At 38.8% G+C, this 20,132-nt stretch carries 19 protein-coding genes; 11 read left to right on the top strand and 8 right to left on the bottom strand.

All coding sequences use genetic code 11. The annotated features are described in order from the left end of the window. Nucleotides 1-11: 11 nt before the first annotated feature. The gene (locus CXF76_RS17565; RefSeq protein ID WP_101164249.1) at nt 12-884 is read right to left on the bottom strand and encodes an SMP-30/gluconolactonase/LRE family protein; all 873 of its coding nucleotides are present in this window, start codon (nt 882-884) and stop codon (nt 12-14) included. A gap of 166 nt (nt 885-1,050) precedes the next feature. Here CXF76_RS17565 and CXF76_RS17560 point away from each other — a divergent pair, with 166 nt between their 5' ends. Beyond that, nucleotides 1,051-1,887, top strand: coding sequence for a patatin-like phospholipase family protein (locus CXF76_RS17560; protein WP_101164248.1), 837 nt, complete (start codon nt 1,051-1,053; stop codon nt 1,885-1,887). A gap of 9 nt (nt 1,888-1,896) precedes the next feature. On the opposite strand, the gene CXF76_RS17555 is transcribed toward CXF76_RS17560, so the two are convergent. From CXF76_RS17555 to CXF76_RS17545, 3 genes are read right to left on the bottom strand one after another with little or no spacing between them, the layout of a single operon-like run. After that, on the bottom strand, nt 1,897-2,142 hold the full coding sequence (locus CXF76_RS17555) for a hypothetical protein (RefSeq protein ID WP_101164247.1): 246 nt from the start codon (nt 2,140-2,142) through the stop codon (nt 1,897-1,899). Then, entirely contained in the window at nt 2,139-3,734 is a 1,596-nt protein-coding gene (locus CXF76_RS17550) for a PepSY-associated TM helix domain-containing protein (protein ID WP_198551863.1), read from the bottom strand. The genes CXF76_RS17555 and CXF76_RS17550 overlap by 4 nt, the downstream gene beginning before the upstream one ends. Continuing rightward, the gene (locus CXF76_RS17545) at nt 3,731-4,018 is read right to left on the bottom strand and encodes a hypothetical protein (protein WP_101164245.1); all 288 of its coding nucleotides are present in this window, start codon (nt 4,016-4,018) and stop codon (nt 3,731-3,733) included. The genes CXF76_RS17550 and CXF76_RS17545 overlap by 4 nt, the downstream gene beginning before the upstream one ends. Nucleotides 4,019-4,254: 236 nt before the next feature. Here CXF76_RS17545 and CXF76_RS17540 point away from each other — a divergent pair, with 236 nt between their 5' ends. The 3 genes from CXF76_RS17540 (at nt 4,255) to CXF76_RS17530 (ending at nt 7,888) form a co-directional block, all read left to right on the top strand. Next, a complete protein-coding gene (locus CXF76_RS17540) occupies nt 4,255-5,028 on the top strand; it encodes an undecaprenyl-diphosphate phosphatase (RefSeq protein WP_101164244.1) in 774 nt (257 codons plus the stop codon). A gap of 206 nt (nt 5,029-5,234) precedes the next feature. Further along, nucleotides 5,235-5,456, top strand: coding sequence for a hypothetical protein (locus CXF76_RS17535; RefSeq protein ID WP_007581825.1), 222 nt, complete (start codon nt 5,235-5,237; stop codon nt 5,454-5,456). Nucleotides 5,457-5,866: 410 nt separating this feature from the next. Beyond that, nucleotides 5,867-7,888, top strand: a complete 2,022-nt coding sequence (locus CXF76_RS17530) for a GAF domain-containing hybrid sensor histidine kinase/response regulator (RefSeq protein ID WP_101164243.1) — start codon at nt 5,867-5,869, stop codon at nt 7,886-7,888. 416 nt (nt 7,889-8,304) lie between these two features. On the opposite strand, the gene ahpF is transcribed toward CXF76_RS17530, so the two are convergent. Then, nucleotides 8,305-9,879: an alkyl hydroperoxide reductase subunit F gene (gene ahpF / locus CXF76_RS17520; protein WP_101164241.1), complete on the bottom strand. Its 1,575-nt coding sequence runs from the start codon at nt 9,877-9,879 to the stop codon at nt 8,305-8,307. A gap of 154 nt (nt 9,880-10,033) precedes the next feature. Continuing rightward, nucleotides 10,034-10,603: an alkyl hydroperoxide reductase subunit C gene (gene ahpC, locus CXF76_RS17515; protein ID WP_007581822.1), complete on the bottom strand. Its 570-nt coding sequence runs from the start codon at nt 10,601-10,603 to the stop codon at nt 10,034-10,036. A 282-nt stretch (nt 10,604-10,885) separates the two neighbouring features. Between ahpC and CXF76_RS17510 the strand changes: the two genes are divergently transcribed. The 3 genes from CXF76_RS17510 to CXF76_RS17500 all read left to right on the top strand — a co-directional run bounded on the left by CXF76_RS17510 (nt 10,886) and on the right by CXF76_RS17500 (nt 12,792). Then, nucleotides 10,886-11,305 (top strand): DUF3429 domain-containing protein, encoded by a 420-nt coding sequence (locus tag CXF76_RS17510; RefSeq protein ID WP_024591878.1) that lies wholly within the window; start codon nt 10,886-10,888, stop codon nt 11,303-11,305. Nucleotides 11,306-11,571: 266 nt separating this feature from the next. Beyond that, nucleotides 11,572-11,973 (top strand): hypothetical protein, encoded by a 402-nt coding sequence (locus tag CXF76_RS17505; RefSeq protein ID WP_024591879.1) that lies wholly within the window; start codon nt 11,572-11,574, stop codon nt 11,971-11,973. 3 nt (nt 11,974-11,976) lie between these two features. Further along, entirely contained in the window at nt 11,977-12,792 is an 816-nt protein-coding gene (locus CXF76_RS17500) for a class I SAM-dependent methyltransferase (RefSeq protein WP_101164240.1), read from the top strand. 27 nt (nt 12,793-12,819) lie between these two features. Here the strand turns inward: CXF76_RS17500 and CXF76_RS17495 are convergent, their stop codons facing one another. Beyond that, the gene (locus tag CXF76_RS17495) at nt 12,820-14,424 is read right to left on the bottom strand and encodes a GMC family oxidoreductase (protein WP_024591881.1); all 1,605 of its coding nucleotides are present in this window, start codon (nt 14,422-14,424) and stop codon (nt 12,820-12,822) included. A 102-nt stretch (nt 14,425-14,526) separates the two neighbouring features. On the opposite strand from CXF76_RS17495, the gene CXF76_RS17490 reads away from it, so the two are divergent. From CXF76_RS17490 to CXF76_RS17475, 4 genes are all read left to right on the top strand, one after another. Continuing rightward, nucleotides 14,527-15,537, top strand: a complete 1,011-nt coding sequence (locus tag CXF76_RS17490) for an AraC family transcriptional regulator (RefSeq protein ID WP_101164239.1) — start codon at nt 14,527-14,529, stop codon at nt 15,535-15,537. A gap of 37 nt (nt 15,538-15,574) precedes the next feature. After that, nucleotides 15,575-16,561, top strand: a complete 987-nt coding sequence (locus tag CXF76_RS17485; RefSeq protein WP_024591883.1) for a Gfo/Idh/MocA family protein — start codon at nt 15,575-15,577, stop codon at nt 16,559-16,561. A 446-nt stretch (nt 16,562-17,007) separates the two neighbouring features. Beyond that, entirely contained in the window at nt 17,008-17,751 is a 744-nt protein-coding gene (locus CXF76_RS17480) for a FadR/GntR family transcriptional regulator (RefSeq protein WP_024591884.1), read from the top strand. 235 nt (nt 17,752-17,986) lie between these two features. Beyond that, nucleotides 17,987-18,850 (top strand): EamA family transporter, encoded by an 864-nt coding sequence (locus CXF76_RS17475; RefSeq protein ID WP_024591885.1) that lies wholly within the window; start codon nt 17,987-17,989, stop codon nt 18,848-18,850. Between the two features lie 72 nt (nt 18,851-18,922). Here CXF76_RS17475 and CXF76_RS17470 read toward each other — a convergent pair whose 3' ends face one another. Continuing rightward, nucleotides 18,923-20,119, bottom strand: a complete 1,197-nt coding sequence (locus CXF76_RS17470; protein ID WP_101164238.1) for an MFS transporter — start codon at nt 20,117-20,119, stop codon at nt 18,923-18,925. Nucleotides 20,120-20,132: the final 13 nt, after the last annotated feature.

The following is a 20,132-nucleotide window of genomic DNA, read 5'->3' as shown; positions in this document are numbered from 1 at the left end:
TGTATAATAAATTACAGTAAAACGGGCGGCTCAAACTGCCCGTTTTTTATGCCTGAGATTTTAAATACAGCGCCTTGTTCAGTAACAGTATTATTAATCGATTCATCAAATGCCGATGTCACAAGTAACAATTCAGCATTTTCACCACCAAATGCAGTGCATGTCGGTTTTATTGCACAAAGCTTTATTGTTTTAATTAGCTCACCGTCTGGGGATAAACATATAACACACCCCATTCCCCACACAGCTAGCCACAAATTACCTAATTGGTCGGTTACGCAGCCATCGGGGTCAACATCAGTATTATTAAATTGATAAAAAACACGTGGCTCAGAGCAAGGTTCGCCAGTTTGCTCATCCAAATCTAATACATAAATACAACTCGTTAAAGAGTCGCAGTAATAACCGCGTAAACGTGGCTTATCAAAGCACAATCCATTTGGGATACTCAAGTTACTTACAACGACTTTAAGCTGGTGTTTATAATAACGGTATATTTTACCATCACTTTCTTTAGCATTTACATCCATTGTACTTAACCAAAAACCACCCCATGGATCAGCGCGGCCGTCGTTTGAACGCCTATTTAGTTGTGTATTTTCAATATTAAGAATAAGGTGGCGAGTGCTCGAATTAATATGGTATTTGTATAAGCCAGTACTTGTACCTAGCAACAAGTGCTGCTCATCAATCCACGCTATTGCACTGAGTGTATCAGGCATATTAACTGTTTTTAGTTGGCTTTCGCTGTGTATTTTTTTGCTTAAAAGTAATTTTTTATTTATGTCGACCCAATAAAAAGTATTCAGCATAGGGTGCCAAAGAGGACTTTCTGCAAGCCGATTCTGTGTGCTTTCAAAAATGGTTACGCTAGGGTCAAACATAAATACTTATTCTTTATTATTAACAAAGCCTTGTAACCCAAACCTTACCAGAAAACAGTTGATTTCGCGATGTGTACCTGGCTTTAATTTATCAACACATTTAGTAATCTCTATCGCATTTTTTAGACTGAGTTGATAACATCAAATTTAATAAAAAGGATTGACCATGAACAACAATAATAAAAACACACTCGTCGTTGAAGGCGGTGCAATGCGCGGTATATTTGCCGCAGGTGTGCTTGATGAGTTTTTAAAACAGCAATATCAGCCGTTTGAACGCTATTTTGGTGTTTCAGCCGGGGCAACTAATATAGCCGCATTTTTATGCAAACAACCAATGCGAAATTATAAAGTGATTACTGACTACTCATGCCGTCCTGAATTTATTAATTTAGCGCGCTTTATTAAAGGTGGTCATTTATTTGATTTAGATTGGTTATGGCAAGAAACAATTCGCGAAATACGCCTACATACGGAGGTCTTTGAGCAAACTCCACACGAGTTTTATATTGTATCTACGGCAATCGAATCAGGCAAAGCACATTATTTAAAAGCCACCAGCGCCGATATGGTGCATCAATTAAAAGCATCATGCGCTATACCCATTGCATATCGTGACTACCCTATTATTAATGACATAGCGATGACCGATGGCGGTGTTGCTGATTCAATTCCGGTAATAAAAGCTTACGAAATGGGCGCACGCGAAATCACCGTTATTTTGTCTCAATGTTTAGGCTATCGTAAAAAATCAAGTAAGGCACCTTGGCTTACTAAAAAAATGTATAAAAACTATCCAGCATTAATTCAAACGACCTTAAACAGGGCTGATTTTTATAATAAGTCTATCGATTTTATTATAGATCCACCAAATGACTGCAAAATCAATATCATTGCACCACCGGCTAATTTTAAAGTTGGGCGTACCACTAAAAAGTTTGAAATACTTAATAGTGGTTACAACATGGGAGTTGATACTGCTAAGGCCTTTTTAGCTAAATAACTGCATTATTTAACCTAATAATTGCGGTGCTTTACCCGCAATAACTGCGGTTAGTAAACCAGCTAACATAGCTCCCACAACGGTGCATATTGCACCGCCTAAAATACCGTAAACACTCATAAAACATATCAGCGCTAAACCAAATAGCAGTGCACTTAAAAATGTTTTAGCCGCTAATGTAAGTGTGTTTTTTCGTAGGTTGAGCATCATGAGTAGTAAACTCACCATCGCAATTGTAATTAGTAGCTCGTTCATGCGGGTTGTACCTCAACTTGTAATTTTTGTGTGTTTTTTATTTTTAAGGCAACAAACATACACACGATACCCACCACCATAAAGCTTATATCTACTACCGCGACAAGCGAGCTATTAAGGTTAATAACATTGCTAACGCCAAGTAAAATATTAAGTGGCAGCACCAAAGCAAGCGAAGCGCCGCATAGTAAAAGAGTCAGCTTAAAGTAGTTTTTATAACCTATGGGTAATACACTTAATAGTAACCATGCCAACCACGTATAAAAGAACACGGGTCCAAAAAAGCTATTTTGCGCCACACCAACAACGCTATAATTAAGTAAAACTTGCATAGGAAATAGCACAAAGCTTGCTAATACCAAACCGCCACAACTGCCAATAATAAAACGATTCCAGCGTGCATATGCCTGCATACTCAGTGAAGGGCTACTACCACGTGTGCGCTTTGTTAGCCACATCATCATGCCCGAAATAGGTAAAAGCGCAGTACTTAAGCCAAGCAATACCCAAAGTAATTTTACAAACACTCCTGCAAAGTTCCCAAAGTGCAGCGGAAACATCAACTCAATTACTTTTATCGAAACACCTGAAATATCACCAAAACTACTCATCGACTGCACAAACTCACCATTGCCCTGATAATGCAGTAACTGAGAAGCAACAGCCTCGCCACCTAACAAACGCAAATATACCTGCGCATTCGCATCGTTATGCGCCATTATTGTGACATCCCTAATTATTGCTTCAGGGTAACGACTATGAGCATGCTCTAAAATAGTGTCTATTTTTGTAGGTTGCTTAATGTGGCTAACTACAGGCTCAGGAATAGCGGTAAACGTTTCTATTAACTTATCTTGATCGCCACCAAAGCTCACAAACGCAGCTGCTGGTAGTAAAATAATGGTCGCGAGCCCTAAAAATGATCCTGTAAAACCAATCACAATATTAAATACGCTGCCCCAAATACCTATAACCTTATGAGCATCGCTTACTGCAATATCTAACCCTTTATCTCGCCTAAACGTAAAGAGCTCTTTTATCAATTTGCGATGAATAAACAAGCCTGTCACTGCACTTACTAAAAGCGTTAAACCTAAAAACCCAGTGAGTATTAACCCAATTGGTCGCCCTAAATGCAAATCTGCATGAAATTCACCTATATAAGTTGGCGCATCCGTTTTTTTATTGGCGTAAAACTCTTTACTAGGCCCATAGTAAGTATTTTCCAGCGTCAACGTATCGGGATGAAATTGAAATACTCTGGCCACCTCTTGGTCGTAATTTTCATCGCCATGGTGAGATTCAAATACCAACGTTAACAAATGAAAGTTATGCCCACTTGGTAAAAACACATGAATGTTTTCGCCAAATTCACTAGGTACTTTTTTATGGTATTCGTTTACTAGTCGGTTAATTTGCGCGCTGGCAACGTATTGGCTAGATTGCAGCTCTGGATTAGCCCATATTTTTAACTCAGGTCGCGACAGAACTGCTAACGCCCCACTAAATGCAACAATAAATAGCAGTACCGCAGTAATAATTCCTACCCAGCTATGTAATAAAAATAGCTTTTTTAAAGTAATCGACTTCATCCCTGCCCCTGCGTTAACGCCCAAAAACTCAATAAACCATGTAATACACACAATGCAATCATTACTACAAAAGGTTGCCATACTTTTTGCGCCAAATACGCATAAATAAACAACGCAGTCCAAATAACAGGAAAGAGTAAAATAGGCAGTAATATTTGTTCATTCATTTGAAACGGTAAATAGATTGTCATACCCGGAATCATTATTACCGCTGTAACTAGCGCTAATACACACGCAATTAAGTGCCTTCGCCGTGTAGCTGTAAACGTTTTTTTATTATTCATTATTCGCTCAATAAATTTGCCCAAACATATACAAAACAGCACATGCAAATGATAACAATTGTCATTATATTGTGCATTTAATGCTTAATGCAATTTATTAAACAAATTAAGTTTAAAAACACTGTTGGTTTACCTTAAGAGCTTTTATGCTACGCCTCGTAATTTAGGTACGCAGTAATGCGTCATTTCAGTTAAGCCGAGTTCGGGCTTTTTAATTTTTCAGGAAGCAGTAAACCGTGGATATAATTAACGCGATTATTTTAGGTATTATTGAAGGTATAACAGAATTTTTACCCATATCATCAACTGGGCACTTAATTGTAGCGTCAAAGTGGTTAGGCATTGAACCAACAGATGCTAACCTCGCCTTCGAAGTAATTATCCAGCTTGCCGCCATTTTAGCGGTACTAGCCAACTATAAAGACAAGTTTAGCCCTAAACATTTCAATTTATGGGTGAAAGTTGCCATTGCATTTATTCCTTTGGGTATTATTGGTTTTATATTTAGTGATGTAATAAAAACACTGTTTAGCGTACAGGTAGTAGGTGTTATGTTTATTGTAGGCGGTGTGATTTTTTTACTATTAGAGCGCAGTTATAAAGAGACTCACTGCACAACTACCGATGTAACCCAAGTTACTTATAAACAAGCTCTTTGGATTGGCGTAGCACAAGTATTTGCGTTAGTTCCAGGGACTAGTCGTGCTGGAAGTTCTATTGTTGGTGCCATGTTGTGTGGTTTAAACCGAAAAGCCAGCGCTGAATTCTCATTTTTACTTGGTTTACCTGTACTTGCAGCAGCCTCAGGGTACGACTTACTTAAACATTACCAACTGTTTAGCTTAGATGACCTAACTGCCCTTACTGTGGGTTTTTTAACGTCTTTTATAGTCGCTTACTTTACTATTAAACTATTCATACGCTTTCTAGAAAATTTCACTTTTGTTAGTTTTGGTCTTTACCGAATCGTATTTGGTGTTATTTTATTAACTAACCTGAATTCTGGTTAAGAGATTTAAAAACACTATAAATAATAACGATATTTAAGTCTGTTTCTCTCTAGCTAGAAATTTTTGGTGAAAACAAGGCGAATTTACGCGTCAATAGCTGGTCTATTGCAAGGAAATTCAACGCAGTTAGCGCTAAAAATAGCTGCTTGAGATAGATTTATTATCCAGAACTCAGGTTAGCTATAGCCTACACATAAGAGAATATTATGAGCGAAAAAATAAACGAAGAAGCACTCCACGCCCTAAAAATAGCTTTTACTTACATGCCTAAAGCGATTGAAGTGACAAAGTATGAATATGGCGAGCGCTACCAAAGCGTACTTGATCACATTGAAGCTGTACGTGAAACACTGCTTATTAACGATGTTGACCCAGAGGAAGTAGGCGGCGATATCAACCCGCAATATACCCCAAATTCAACGTATTAAAAGTATACCGCTGAGTATTATATGCTCGGCGGCATGCTGCGCTATATACAAGGGCCTGTTTATCTTTCGAGGTTAAATTTGCAGCAGACTGCTTGGTATTTAGGCAAGGCAGAGCCTATGTAGTGTGGTTATTCCCCATAAATAGGCGATAACGCAGCATAAATGCCAAACATGCGCTGCCCTTTGGGTTCTGCCTAGGGACAATTTTTAATCCTGAAAGGTCAACAGGCCCTACTACTATTAATAAACCACTAACTTAGTTCATAAAAACATAAGGTTATAAAATTTAATACGTATCAATTTTAGTTATTAGTAATTAAAACTGCTAAACTGGATTTTAAACTAATACCAATGCCCTAATTGGCCTATGTATTATATAAATTGAACAAAAGCTTACGGGGTGTTTTCTTTTGAATTTTTTACGATGTTTTCACGATATAGTTTCTAATCAATCTCTTGATTTTGAAAATAAAATTAATAAGCTCTTAGTGTTTGGGTTAGAAGTATTTGACCTTGAGCTAGGTATTATTAGTAAAGTAGATAAAAACAGCTACACCGTTTTATATGCCAAAACCCCTGACAACTCACTTTTACCCGGTACCGTGTTTGAATTACAAGGCACCTATTGCGTACATACGCTCGCTGCAGGCTCTGCACTTGCCTTTCATAAAGCATCTCAAAGTGCAATTGCAAACCACCCATGTTATATAAACTTTCAGTTAGAGTCTTATATTGGCGCGCCAATAAAAATTGGTGATAAAATATTTGGCACCGTTAACTTTTCATCCGCAAAAGACTCCCTCGCTTTTAACGATGATGCTTACGACTACATCGAATTATTTGCACAATGGCTTGGATCGGAATTTGCTCGCACCCAAGCTAAAGAACAACTAATAAAAAATAGTAATACTTTATTAAAGTTAGAGCACGTTGCAAATATAGGTACGTGGGAGGTTGATCTAGTCTCCGATAAAATTACCTGGAGCGAGCAAACATACCTCATACATGAAGTGGATGAACAATTTCAACCGCAAATGAATTCTGCAATCGAGTTTTATAAAGAAGGTCCAAGTCGTGAAGGCATTACTCGCGCGGTAGAATTAGCCATAGAAAAAGGCAAAAAATGGAATCTAGAGCTTGAAATTATAACCGCTAAAAATAAACACTTATGGGTGGCTACCTTTGGTGAGGCCGAATTTGATGAAGGCCGATGTGTCCGATTATTTGGCACCTGCCAAGATGTAACCGAATCAGTAATGCTACGAGAAGAGCTTAAACAAAAGCAAGCTCAAGCAGAGCGCCTACTTGAAGACAGAAGCATGCTATTTGCTAAAATCAGCCACGAATTAAGAACCCCACTGAATGGCATTACAGGTATGCTAACCACATTAGTTGATGAACACAGTGAAGAAGTTCGCGCTGAAAAAATTAAAATAGGACTTAGAAGCGCCGATATTTTACTTAGTATTATTAACGAAGTGCTCGATTTTTCTAAAATTAATCATGGTGAGCTAAAGCTTGAACCTACTGACTTTTTACTAAAAACAATTTTTACCGATTTAACTTCTTTATATACACCTCTATTTAAAAACACGCATGTAACGCTACAAGTAAATAATACAATTGATGACAACTGCTGGGCGTTTAGCGACAACACACGCCTTAGCCAGATTGCTTCTAACTTACTGAGTAATGCACTTAAATTTACTGAAAATGGTTCAGTTACACTAAACACAAGCCTTTCTAAAGTAAAAGCTAAGCTAAATTTAAATATTGAAGTGTCTGATACAGGCCGAGGAATGAGTAAAGGCTTTTTAGAATCACTGTTTTCTCCTTTTTCTCAAGAAGTAGATGCTAAGAATTCAAAAGGTGGAACAGGCCTTGGCCTTGCAATAGTAAAAGAGCTTGTTGAATATATGGGCGGAAAAATAAAGGTAAAAAGTACACCTAATAAAGGCACTACGTTTTTAGTAAATATTCCTATTGAGAAAGGGACAGAACAAAAACAAGAAAGCCTTAAATCAACGTTAGATATCAATGGCAGTGAACTATCAGTGCTTGTAGTAGATGATAACGATATTAATAGGTTGGTGCTTCACGCTTCTTTAGGCAAACTTAATATTAAAGCCGACTCTGCAGTTGATGGCCAAGATGCTGTATTAAAATGTCGCCAAAAGCATTATGACCTTATTTTTATGGACTGCATAATGCCCATACTCGATGGATTTGAGGCAACAAAGCAGCTTAGATCAGAAAAAATCTGCTCGCGTGAAGGAACCTACATAGTGGCTATAACTGCTAATACTTCATCACAAGATAAACTTGCCTGCAAACAAGCCGGTATGGATATGTTTATATCAAAACCTTTTAAACTACCCATACTTGAAAAAGCAGTTATTAACGCGCTTGAGCATACAGCTAAAATTAGCTAACCTTTATAGCTAACTAATTGGTTAAATAAGGATATAAAATTAAAAACATAATTAGAACTATATTGCTAACAGTGCTTATTGTTGCGGTATTTAAAGCCGTTTCCACTGGGCAATGGAGCTCATCAATAACAATAGTTATCGTATCTGGCGTATTGCTGTTAGTTACATTTATCAGTGCTAAGTCATCACGTGGATCATCCGCTTATACTGGCAGTGACTCATCAGTTTCCTCTAGCAGTAACTCATTGCACTCTCACACAAATTGTAGCAGCGGTGATTCTGGCGGTGGGTGCGATTAAATCGTGTGCTAATTCTTAAGCATTAAAAAAGCCGCCTTTGGAGAAGGGCGGCTTGGGTTAACAAACAGCTATGGGTGTAGCCTTGCTGTTATATCAAGAGAGTTTTTACTAATTACATTAAGCAGCGCTTTGATCAGCTTCTTCAGAGTGACGAATTAAATAATCAAATGCACCTAAACTTGCTGTTGCACCGCTGCCCATTGCAATAATAATTTGTTTAAACGGAGTATTGGTTGCATCCCCCGCGCCATAAATGCCTGGTAATGAAGTTGCGCCTTTAGCATCAATCAGTATTTCACCAAATTTGCTTAATTCAAGGTCGCTGTCTTTTAACCATTCGGTATTTGGTATTAAGCCTATTTGTACAAATATACCCGCAAGTTCAAGCTCTTTGCTCTCTCCCGACACTCTATCTGTGTACATTAAGCCAGTTACTTTTTTACCATTACCAAGTACTTCGGTAGTTTGTGCACTTTTGATAATGGTAATATTAGCCATGCTTTTAGCTTTACGAATAAGCACTTCATCAGCACGTAGTGTGTCTGCAAATTCAAGTACCGTAACACTTTGCACAATATTAGCTAAATCGATTGCTGCTTCTATACCTGAATTACCACCGCCAATTACGGCAACAGGTTTACCTTTAAATAAAGGGCCATCACAATGTGGGCAATATGCCACACCATGGCCGCGATATTCTTGCTCCCCTGGTACGTTCATTTCGCGCCAGCGTGCACCAGTGGCAAGTACGAGCGACTTAGCTTTAAGCACTGCGCCATTTTCTAGTGTAATTTCGTAGCCATTGTTATAACCAAGTGCCGCTGCACGCTGATTATGCATTACATCTACATCGTATTCTTTAACGTGCTCTTCAAGCTGGGCAACCAATTTTGGCCCTTCAGTCGCCTTAATCGAAATAAAGTTTTCTATTGCTAATGTATCTGCAACTTGTCCACCAAATCTGTCGGCAACAATACCTGTATTTAAACCTTTTCGTGCTGAGTAAATCGCAGCCGATGCGCCCGCAGGCCCGCCACCAATTACAAGTACATCAAATTTATCTTTTTTACTTAGCGATTCAGCTTGGCGCTGTGCCCCTTTGCTATCTACTTTATTGAGTATATCGGTAAGGCTTAGTGCACCTTGGCTAAATGGTTCGCCATTTAAATACACAGCCGGTACAGCTAAAATATTTCGCTCTTCTACTTCATCTTGAAATAATGCACCGTCAATCATGGTGGCTTTAATATTACTGTTTGTCGCTGCCATAGTGTTAAGTGCTTGCACTACTTGCGGACACGTTTGGCAACTTAAACTTATATATACTTCAAAGTTAAGTTCTTGAGTAAGCGATTGTATTTGTTCAATGTCTTCGCTTTTAGCTTTACTTGCGTGTCCGCCAGTATGTAAAAGTGCTAGCACTAAACTTGTGAATTCGTGGCCCATAGGTACGCCTGCAAACGTAATATGGGTATTTTTAATAGGTGAATGTACAACCATTGACGGGCGACGCGCGCTTGTATCTGGGTTGTTTATTACCGTAAATTTATCGCTCAGTGAAGCTAAATCGTTCGCTAAGCTTTCTACTTCTGCTGATTTTTTGCTGTCATCCAAGGCAATAAGCAGCTCAACAGGTTGAGTCAGCGATTCAAAATGGCTTTTTAATTGATTTTTTATGTTGTTATCTAACATGGCTTAACCCTTTTAGGAAAATTTAAACAGCAAGCCTCCCATGCCAAATAATGCATGTGCTTAAACAAGTATATTGATATAGGAGGCACCAACAAACGGATGTTCGTTGATTTAAGGGCAGTTACCTGCCCTTATAGTAGGAATAAATCTATACTTAGATTTTACCAACTAAATCTAGTGAAGGTGCAAGTGTGTCTTCACCTGGCTGCCAAGATGCAGGACAAACTTCACCGTCGTGAGTTGCAATGTATTGTGCAGCTTGTACTTTACGAACAAGTTCTTTAGCGCTACGGCCAATACCTAAATCGTGAGTTTCAATAATTTTAATTTCACCTTCTGGGTTCATTACAAATGTACCGCGAAGTGCTAAGCCTTCTTCTTCAATCATTACGCCAAAGCTACGAGTAATACGTCCTGTTGGGTCGCCAATCATTGGGTAAGTAATTTTACCAATTGTGTCTGACGTATCGTGCCATGCTTTGTGAGTGAAGTGAGTGTCAGTAGATACTGAGTAAACTTCTACGCCCATTTCTTGAAGTTGTGCGTAATAATCTGCAACATCACCAAGTTCAGTAGGACATACAAATGTAAAGTCTGCTGGGTAAAAGAAGAAGATTGACCATTTACCTAGAACATCTTTTTCAGACAATTCTACAAAGTCACCGTTGTGGTAAGCGGTTGCATTGAATGGTTGTAATTTAGTATTGATTAATGAAGTGCTCATGGTATTTCCTCATCTATATTTAATGTATTTAAAAAGTAATCAACGCTCTCGTTTAAAACGACCTTCTGCGTTGGCTTGGTTAATACAATAAGGCTAATGGATAATTAAATAAAATTAATTGTTTAGATTAAAACAATCTGTTTTTTGGATTGAACTATATAATCTCTTTTACCGTAAGCATTATTTGGATTGTAAACGCTGGCGAATTATTAAGATCGCTAATCGTAATACTGCTACAATAGCCGCGCTTCAAATAAGTCATTAAATATAAGGCACGCCGTAATGGAAAAATTTTTTAACCACATACAACTAGGTTACTTAGGCTTAATCCCGTTTTTAGGGTGTGTGGGTTGGCCGCTTATGTTTGGCAGTAATAGCCTTAACTTAGAGTTTTTTACTTTTTACAGTATCGCCATTTTAGCATTTATGGCAGGTAGCTTGTGGCGCGCCGGAGAGCAAAGCTATAGCAATGCAATTAAAGCGGTATTACCTGTTATCCCAGTTCCATTTTTATCATTTTTACCTGTAGAGTGGGCACTGGCTTGGCTAGGTGCTAGTTTTTGGTTAGTACTTATATTTGAAAAAGCCACGCCGCAATGGAAAACCTATCATAAAGATTATCAAAAAATGCGTGTAGTACTTACCTCTGTTGTGTTTGTTTGTCATATCCTTACTATTGGTATGAGTATTTACCCTAAGTAACCTGAGCTCTGGATAATAAATCTATCTCAAGCAGCTATTTTCAGCGCTAACTGCGTTGAATTTACTTGCAATAGGCCCGCTATTGACGCGTAAATTCGCCTTGTTCTCACAGAAAATCTCTGGCTAGAGAAAATAAACTTAAATATCACCATAATTCAATGCGTTAGCAAATCTATTAACCAGAGTTCAGGTTAAATAGTGGCTGTAAACTTAAATATTGCGTGGTAATAAGGTAATATCCGCGCACTGCTATTTGAGGACACACCATGATTGACCAACTACGCCAACAACTCGACGAACTTGGCGAAAACTACGTAGAAAAAAACGCTGCATTTAAAATCAAAGTGATCCCATTTTTTTGTGCTATACGCATTAAAAAAGATCATAAAAGCGAAGGTCGTTTAAGCTTTTATTCAAGTCAATTACTCGAAATATTTTTAGTCGTCTTATTTTTGCTATTTGGTTTAACACTGTACGATACAGATGCAGGATTTACTCACGGCCCTATTCATATTGCCTTTGCCATTTTAATTACCTTTAATCTTATTATTAAACAAATCGCAATTGAAGGGTTAAAAACCAGACTTGCGTTTCATCGTTTACTAGCAAAAGACTCACAAACAAATAGCGATATAAATAATACTTCTACAAACATAAACGCTAAATAAAATATGTATTTAAATCCTCAATGGCGAATACTCACCGTAGGCGATGGCGATTTATCTTTTTCGAACGCTATTTACACTCATCTATCGCCAAAAGCTTTGGTTGCATCCACTTACGATGAACAGGCAACTATTGAGCAAAAGTATCAGCACAATGCACTTAGTAACCTAAAAGCGCATAACGTTGAGATACTTAATAGTTTTGATGTAACAAATCCCGCGTGTTGGCAAACTCTAAGTGAAAACCAGCACAGCTTTGACGTGGTTATTTTTCAGTTTCCGCTTATACCTGCGTTTGTTGGCCGTGAAGCATTTGAAAACAACACGCGCCAAACCAGTATGAACGTATTAAACCGCGCTTTACTGCATCAATTTATTAAATACGCTAACGAATACGCGCTTGATAAAAATGGTCCAATGCTGTGTTATATCACTTCAAAGGATGTAAAACCTTATCGAGAATGGAATATAGAAGGGAGTTTAAATAACGGTTTAAACGCTGATTATTTAGGCCAAATCCCATTTGATATTAGCCATTTTGAAGGTTATAAAATTCGTAATGTTGACCGCGATAAACACGTAAAAGACACCAGCGGCATAACTTACGTTTTCAGCCCAAAAAGTATTGATACACATACTAGCGAATTAAGCTCACGTCTTACCAAGCCTGCATACTTAACATCTAACCATTGCCCCCTTTGCCGCGTTGGACCCTATATGGCAAGCGAGGACGAAACCAAGCATCTAAACGCTAAAAAGCATCAGCAAATGCTGCACCTGGAAAGTGATTGGCAACAATGGCTAAATGAGTTTTATAGCTAATTAATAGCCATACTACAGTTTATTTAATTACACCTTTTCGTGTTTAATTAAATCAGCCGCTTTTTCAGCAATCGCAATTACCGGTGCATTTGTGTTGCCGGTAATAATGGTAGGCATAATCGACGCATCGACTACGCGTAAGTTACTTACCCCGTGTACTCGTAAATTAGTATCCACCACTGCCATTGAGTCTTGCCCCATTTTACATGTCCCTACTGGGTGATATTCGGTATCTGCAGTTTGGCGTATAAACTCAATTAGCTGATCATCATTATTTATATCAAGCGGATAGAGCATTTTACCGCGTATGTTATCAAAAGCTTTGCTTTGCATAATAGCGAGTGTTTTTTTAAGACCAGCAAGCATTACAGTTAAATCATCTGGATGGCTTAAATAATTAGGGTCTATAAGCGGTGCACTACGCGGGTTGTTATCAGCTAATGTAATAGAGCCTCGGCTTTTGGGGCGCATAATACTGCTGTGTATACTGTAACCATGCCCAGTGTGTAATTTACGACTATGATCGTCCACCAGCCCAATTACAAACTCTAGTTGCACATCGGGCGCTGGCGAGCCTTCAAATAATTTAATAAACGCGTGCGACTCTGCAAAGTTACTGGTTAATCGCCCTTCTCGTTTACTAAACCAATTAACGCACCCTTTAAAAATACTGGCAATGCCTAGCGGGCTTATACCAAATGTGCCTTTATTTGTTTTTGATTTATAAAGTGGCACCACCGTTAAGTGATCTTGTAAATTAGCGCCAACACCTTCAAGTACGTGCTGAACCTTAATGTTATGTGCGCTTAACTGCTCTTTAGGGCCAATACCTGAAAGCATTAATATTTGCGGCGAATTAATAGCGCCTGCACTAAGTATTACCTCTTTTTTAGCACGTAAATTAATAGCCTCTTTATTACGCTCTATTTGCACACCTTGCGCTATCTTATTGGTTACATTTATTTTATTAACGTGGCTATGGGTTAATACCGTTAAATTGGGGCGGTTTAAATGCGGGGTTAAATATGCTTTTGCTGCACTACAACGCTCGCCATTGTGCTGAGTTACCTGCGATAGACGTGCGCCGCTTTGCTCTTTGCCATTTATATCGTCGCTTAAATTAACGCCCTGCTCAGCACAGGCATTTAAAAAGTATTGGTTTACATCGCTTGGGTTATTTAGCTCTTGTATATGTAGCGGACCTTTTGTCCCGTGCAGCTCATTATTTGTAAATGCTTTATTGTTCTCAGCTTTAATAAAGTACGGGAGTAAACTCTCAAAATCCCATCCCGTATTGCCATTAGCAGCCCATTGGTTGTAATCGTACTTATTACCTCTTATGTAAACCATTGCATTAGTCGAGCTTGACCCACCCAGTACTTTGCCACGCGGCACAAAACCACATCGGTTATTAAGCTCTTTTTGTGGCACCGTATTGTAATGCCAGCTATTTATGCCATAAGGCACACTCGCTGCTATGCCTGCTGGCATTTGCACAAATACACTGTTATCACTGCCGCCAGCTTCAATTAAGCACACACTTACATTTTTATCCTCAGCCAAGCGCGATGCCATAACGCAGCCGCCACTACCTGCGCCAATCACAATGTAATCAAATGTTGTATTGTTCATGGTGTACCTTAATAAAAGTTTTAAACGGCTTTTGCAGTAATAGTGCATAGAAAAACTCAACAAAACTTGATATTTTTAGACATCGTTTATTTGAGGTTAACCATGAGCAGCCTAATCAGAGCCACGTCATTACAAGGTATAGATACCCTAATTAGCGAATTTGGCGGCGATCCGCATGAAATAATGCAAAACTGTAATATTAATAACGTTGACTTTAAAAATCTCGATAACCAATATTTACCTTATCGAGATTACGCTGAGCTATTAGAGTACTGTGCTTGTAAGTTCAATTGTTCTAGTTTTGGCCTTAAGCTCGCAAGTAGACAAAATTTTGATATTTTAGGGCATATTGCAATAGCAGCTAAAAGTAGTACTAATTTAGGTGATGCACTTAATTGGGTTATTAAATACCTTCACTTGCACAGCCCTGCACTTAGCTTAAACTCGCACCCTTTAGAGAATGATAAAAGCTTGTTTTTATCATTCGAAATTAATTTAAAACCATTACCGAACATCAACCAAGTGATTGAGCTAACTATTGGTTTAGCATTGGCTGTTATTAAAAAGCTGAGTAATAACCGCTGCAAACCAATTAATATATTTTTGCCAAAAAAATTAAGTACTAATACTCGTGCCTATAACACTTACTTTGGTTGTAACGTTATAGAGCATCGCAACAGCGCTGGTATTGTAATCTCAAAAAGTGATTTAACTCTTGAGCTTGATCACCCTGAACTAAATAAAGTACAAGCGGCGCTAAGCTTCTTGGCAAAAAACAAAGAACACACACAACCATTGCCCAACCAAGTTAGTGCACTAATTAGGCCTATGCTTCCTATTTATCAATGTAGTAACCAAACTATTTCAGCTGCGCTGGGTATGCACCCGCGTACTCTGCATCGAGAACTTATCAAACATAATACGAGCTTTATAAAACTTAAAGATGCCACTCGTCGCGCTTTAGCTGCACACTATTTAGCGCAAAACCAATTTACAATATCAACCATATCTGAGCTTTTAGGGTATCAGGAGCAAGCAACACTAAGTGTTAATGTTAAACGCTGGTTTGGATGTTCTCCTCGAGCATATAGGACTAAAAAGATGTTAAACTAAACACTCTTATTATTTTTATTTAAGCTAAGGAGTGAGCATGAACTTTGTTATTGTTGGCACCAATTTTATTAGCGACACACTGTTAGCCGCTGCAAATACATTAAACGATTTTAATTTATATGGGGTGTGCTCGCGCGCAGTATCAAGCGGCGAAGCATTTTTAGCCAAACACCCACAAAATGCACAAGCAAAAATTTTCACCTCAATCGAGCAAGTATGCCAAGATCAAAATGTTGATGCTGTCTACGTAGCCGCCCCTAACAGCTTACATAAGCAATATGCCGTTATGTGCCTAGAAGCAGGTAAACATATCCTTGGCGAAAAACCATCAGCAGCCAATTCTAAAGAGCTTGCAAGCATTATAGCTACAGCAAAAAAACATCAGCGCCTTTACATGGAAGCCATGATGACCACTCACTTGCCTAACTTTGCACGACTGCAACAGGCAATGGTAAAAATTGGCACACCACGTAAATATATTGGCCAGTACAGTCAATATTCATCGCGTTACGATAAATATAAAAATGGCGAACGTCCAAATACGTTTTTGCCCGAGTTTGCTAATGGTGCTTTAGTTGATTTAGGGATTTACCCACTGTATTTATTAATTGCACTTTGGGGAGCACCGCAAAGCGTAAGTGCCAGTGGCGTATTACTTGATACAGGTGTAGATGGTGCGGGTGATGTATTACTAAACTACGCTGATAAACAAGCCGTTATTAGTTACTCTAAAATATCGCAAGGCGACAACATAACCGAAATACAAGGCGAACTTGGACGCATACGTATAGAAGCCGTATCGCAACTTAAAAAGGTGGAGTTTATTGCTAATAATGGTGAGGTAGAGATTATATCCCAGCCATTTGATGAGCACTTTATGAAATACGAAGTTGAACACTTTATGGCATTAGTGAAGCGAAATATCCTTGAGTCACCCGTTAATACGCACATTTTAGCCAGTAACGTAATGAGCGTTCTTGATGAAGCGCGCAAACAGCTTGGGGTTGTGTACCCTAACGACTAATTAAATAAAATATGGGCGTTAACCAACGACAGTTAACGCCCAGAAGAAAGCTTAAATAGCTCTCGTACAACTACACATTTTACAAAACACACTTTAAAAACACATTTAAATAATAGCGATCCCCATCCATGGGCAATCAAATACTTCTACAATAAAAAACTTAACACTGACAACCCAACTCGGTTTATTACCAATATTTATTACTCAATAACCTTAAATCTAACCTAACACATAAAAACATTACCAATCAAGCTGGCCAATTACATTATTTTAAACTAAATTGGTAATACAAGAATACAACCATTAGTGTATAGTAGTTTTTAACCATAACATCGCGTTAGAATTTTGACATAATAGTGAATTTTAAGGTAACCTCTGATATTAACAGTTGGTTTTGACTTTTAGGCCCCAGAGGCCATTATTCCTTAAGGTAATGAAGGTAAAGTATGGGTAATCGTCGCTTATTTTGGCGCATAGTTGATAAAATTGAGTCTTTAATAAATCAAGGCGAATTTTCTGCTGGGAGTCGTTTACCACCTGAACGTGAACTTGCAGAAATGTTTGATGTAAGTCGCCCTACCATTAGAGAAGCTATTATCGCATTAGAAGTACGTGGCCGAGTTGAAGTTAAAACCGGCTCTGGTGTTTACGTAGTAGAACAAAAAAATGCATCTATAAAATCAAAAGAGATCAGTGCATTTGAACTTACTCAAGCTCGCGCATTAATTGAAGGCGAAATTGCCGCTTTAGCTGCTCAAAGCATTACAGAAGAAGAACTAGAGCAACTAAATAAAACATTAATTGCCATGGAAAAAGGCCTTTATGTTGAGCAAGCCGACCGTGAGTTTCATGAAATTATAGCTAGAGCAACGCGCAATAAAGCACTTGAATTCGCAGTGTCTAACTTGTGGGATTTACGTTTAACAAACCCACAAATTGTTGCTGACTATGGCAGTGTGTGTAAAAACAATAACGAGTGCGTTATGGACGAACACACCGCTATTTATACAGCCCTAAAGTCGCATGATGCAAATGCAGCGCGCACCGCAATGCACAAACATTTTAACCGCTTAATTAATGCTTTATTTGACGCTGTAGAATCGCGTGCACTTGAAGAAATTAAACGCAAAAATGATGAAAAACGAGGCCTCTACTCACTTGATGGCTTAGTTAATAAAAGTGCCCACTAAGGCCTTTTAACCAACTGATTAAAGTTAGCAAACGCCTGTTTGCTAACTTTACCTCTTACTTTATTTACCCGCCCTATTTAATATACTTTTAATTGCGCTATTTTTGGTCGCAAACACTTACCTATAAATTTAAAAAAAGATACTATGCCGCCATTAATATCGGGCGGGTTTAGCTTTTATACTCCCTGCATTACAATTTAACTAATTGATAGAGTTACTCAACTCAAGGATAAAAATGCAAGCATCTTCAAAAAGTTATTTACTGGCTATCGTGTGTGTACTGCTTGCAATGATGACCATTCAAACGGGCGCGTCATTTGCAAAACAGCTTTTTCCTATTGTTGGTCCTGAAGGCACGACAGCCCTTAGGCTTGGTTTTTCTGCCTTTATACTTTGCTTAGTGTTTAAACCTTGGAAACACTTACCTACTTCGGGTAATCGTATTCCTATAATTGTGTATGGTTTAAGTTTAGGCGGCATGAACATTTTGTTTTATTACGCCATTGAACGCATTCCACTAGGCATTGGTGTAGCACTTGAATTTACAGGCCCGCTTGCTGTTGCCTTATTTTCATCACGCCGTAAACGTGACTTATTTTGGGTTGCGTGTGCTATTGCCGGTATTTTACTTCTGCTTCCTGATATGAGCGGCCAAGACAGCCTTGATCCATTGGGTGTAGCGCTTGCGCTTGGTGCCGGTGCATGTTGGGCAGGTTATATATTATTTGGTAAAAAAACGGGCACACAAAGCTCTGGTGGAGCCACTGTTGCATTGGGTATGACCGTTGCCGCTATAGTGCTAGTACCTTACGGCGGCATTATGCAAAGCGCCGCGTTTACGTGGGAAATTATCCCACTGGGTATTGGTATTGCTATTTTATCAAGCGCACTGCCTTACACACTTGAAATGGTTGCACTGCGTAACATGCCTTCACAAGGGTTTAGCGTAATGATGAGCTTAGAGCCTGCAATAGCTTCGCTCGCAGGGTTTATTATACTGGGTGAGTTACTTACTTTATGGCAGTGGCTCGCTATTTTACTTGTAATTATTGCATCTGTTGGTAGCTCGTTTTCAAACGCAAAAAAACAGGCTACTTAATTAACTACCAAATAACCTAAATAAAGTCACCACGTAACATGGTGACTTTATTGTGTTGTATCCGGTAACTTTTTAACTCACAGCCTTACTTTGCTTTTTAGTTGTAACCAAATAGCCAATCAACGAAATAAGCGGCATGCCCGTAGCAACCAGTGCAATACCTGTCCACCCGCCCGCTTCATATAATGGGCTGGCAATAAGCGAGCCTACTGCGCCACCTACAAATATACTCGTCATGTAAATAGCGTTTAAACGCGCACGGCTTTGTGGCTCTAGTACGTACACAGCACGTTGACCCAATACCATATTGGCCTGCACAGCAAAATCAATAAACACACCGGTTAATGCCAATACTATAATGCCGTAAGGTAGCTCAAATAAGCTTGGTAAAAAGCACACTGCTGCAATTACTTTGGCCAGTAACGATACCTGATGCGTATAGCCTTTATCTGCCAAGCGACCAACAATAGGGGCAGCTACAGCACCTGCCGCACCCACTAATGCAAACAATGCTATTTCTGATTGCGATAAACCATACTCACGGGCAAGCACAACCGGTACGCTCGTCCAAAATAAACTGAATGATGCAAACATTAATGCTTGAAAAAGTGAACGTTGGCGCAGCACTGGTTGGCTTATCATTAACTGTTTAAGCGATTTTAATAACTTAAAATACGTTGTTTTATGGGTAGGTTGCCTGCTTGGAATAGCAAAATAAATTACGCCAGCAATAAACACCATACACCCTGCTGCAAAGTAAAATACAGCGCGCCAACCAAAGTGATCGGCTATTAAGCTCGATATAGGTCTTGCTAGCAAAATACCTAACAACAAACCCGCCATAATATTACCAAGAACCTGCCCGCGTTTTTCGTCAGACGATAAATGCGCAGCAAGTGGAATAAGCACCTGAACAGAAACCGAGCTCATACCTATCATTAAACATAAAATAAGCATTACATTAGGTGAATCAGCAAGTGCAGTCCCCACTAAACTCAAAAACGACACAGCTAAAGTAATAAGCATTAAACGCTTATTTTCAATTAAGTCAGCTAATGGCACTAAAAAAAACAACCCCAAAGCATAGCCTATTTGTGTAAGCGATACGATAAGGCTAGCACTGTGCGCACTTAATCCAACTTCTGGGGCAAGCAACTCAATAATAGGTTGAGCGTAATAAATATTGGCAACAATAAGACCGCAACACAAAGCAATAATAGTAACGAGTGTATTGCTAAGTGGTTGCGCTGAAACGCCTGGTTGGGTCATGTGTGTCTCTACT

Origin of the sequence: Pseudoalteromonas sp. 78C3 (assembly GCF_002836695.1) — a bacterium.
Taxonomy (GTDB): Bacteria; Pseudomonadota; Gammaproteobacteria; order Enterobacterales; family Alteromonadaceae; genus Pseudoalteromonas; species Pseudoalteromonas arctica.
This window is presented reverse-complemented; position numbering and strand designations above follow the sequence as displayed.

Bases quoted from the DNA above. Each gene is read 5' to 3' on its own strand.
- CXF76_RS17495 (WP_024591881.1), bottom strand. From the start codon at position 14,424: ATGAACAATACAACATTTGATTACATTGTGATTGGCGCAGGTAGTGGC.
- CXF76_RS17510 (WP_024591878.1), top strand. From the start codon at position 10,886: ATGGAAAAATTTTTTAACCACATACAACTAGGTTACTTAGGCTTAATC.
- CXF76_RS17505 (WP_024591879.1), top strand. From the start codon at position 11,572: ATGATTGACCAACTACGCCAACAACTCGACGAACTTGGCGAAAACTAC.
- CXF76_RS17560 (WP_101164248.1), top strand. From the start codon at position 1,051: ATGAACAACAATAATAAAAACACACTCGTCGTTGAAGGCGGTGCAATG.
- ahpC (WP_007581822.1), bottom strand. From the start codon at position 10,603: ATGAGCACTTCATTAATCAATACTAAATTACAACCATTCAATGCAACC.
- CXF76_RS17535 (WP_007581825.1), top strand. From the start codon at position 5,235: ATGAGCGAAAAAATAAACGAAGAAGCACTCCACGCCCTAAAAATAGCT.
- CXF76_RS17470 (WP_101164238.1), bottom strand. From the start codon at position 20,119: ATGACCCAACCAGGCGTTTCAGCGCAACCACTTAGCAATACACTCGTT.
- CXF76_RS17485 (WP_024591883.1), top strand. From the start codon at position 15,575: ATGAACTTTGTTATTGTTGGCACCAATTTTATTAGCGACACACTGTTA.
- CXF76_RS17565 (WP_101164249.1), bottom strand. From the start codon at position 884: ATGTTTGACCCTAGCGTAACCATTTTTGAAAGCACACAGAATCGGCTT.
- CXF76_RS17475 (WP_024591885.1), top strand. From the start codon at position 17,987: ATGCAAGCATCTTCAAAAAGTTATTTACTGGCTATCGTGTGTGTACTG.
- CXF76_RS17550 (WP_198551863.1), bottom strand. From the start codon at position 3,734: ATGAAGTCGATTACTTTAAAAAAGCTATTTTTATTACATAGCTGGGTA.
- CXF76_RS17490 (WP_101164239.1), top strand. From the start codon at position 14,527: ATGAGCAGCCTAATCAGAGCCACGTCATTACAAGGTATAGATACCCTA.
- ahpF (WP_101164241.1), bottom strand. From the start codon at position 9,879: ATGTTAGATAACAACATAAAAAATCAATTAAAAAGCCATTTTGAATCG.
- CXF76_RS17500 (WP_101164240.1), top strand. From the start codon at position 11,977: ATGTATTTAAATCCTCAATGGCGAATACTCACCGTAGGCGATGGCGAT.
- CXF76_RS17555 (WP_101164247.1), bottom strand. From the start codon at position 2,142: ATGAACGAGCTACTAATTACAATTGCGATGGTGAGTTTACTACTCATG.
- CXF76_RS17480 (WP_024591884.1), top strand. From the start codon at position 17,008: ATGGGTAATCGTCGCTTATTTTGGCGCATAGTTGATAAAATTGAGTCT.
- CXF76_RS17545 (WP_101164245.1), bottom strand. From the start codon at position 4,018: ATGAATAATAAAAAAACGTTTACAGCTACACGGCGAAGGCACTTAATT.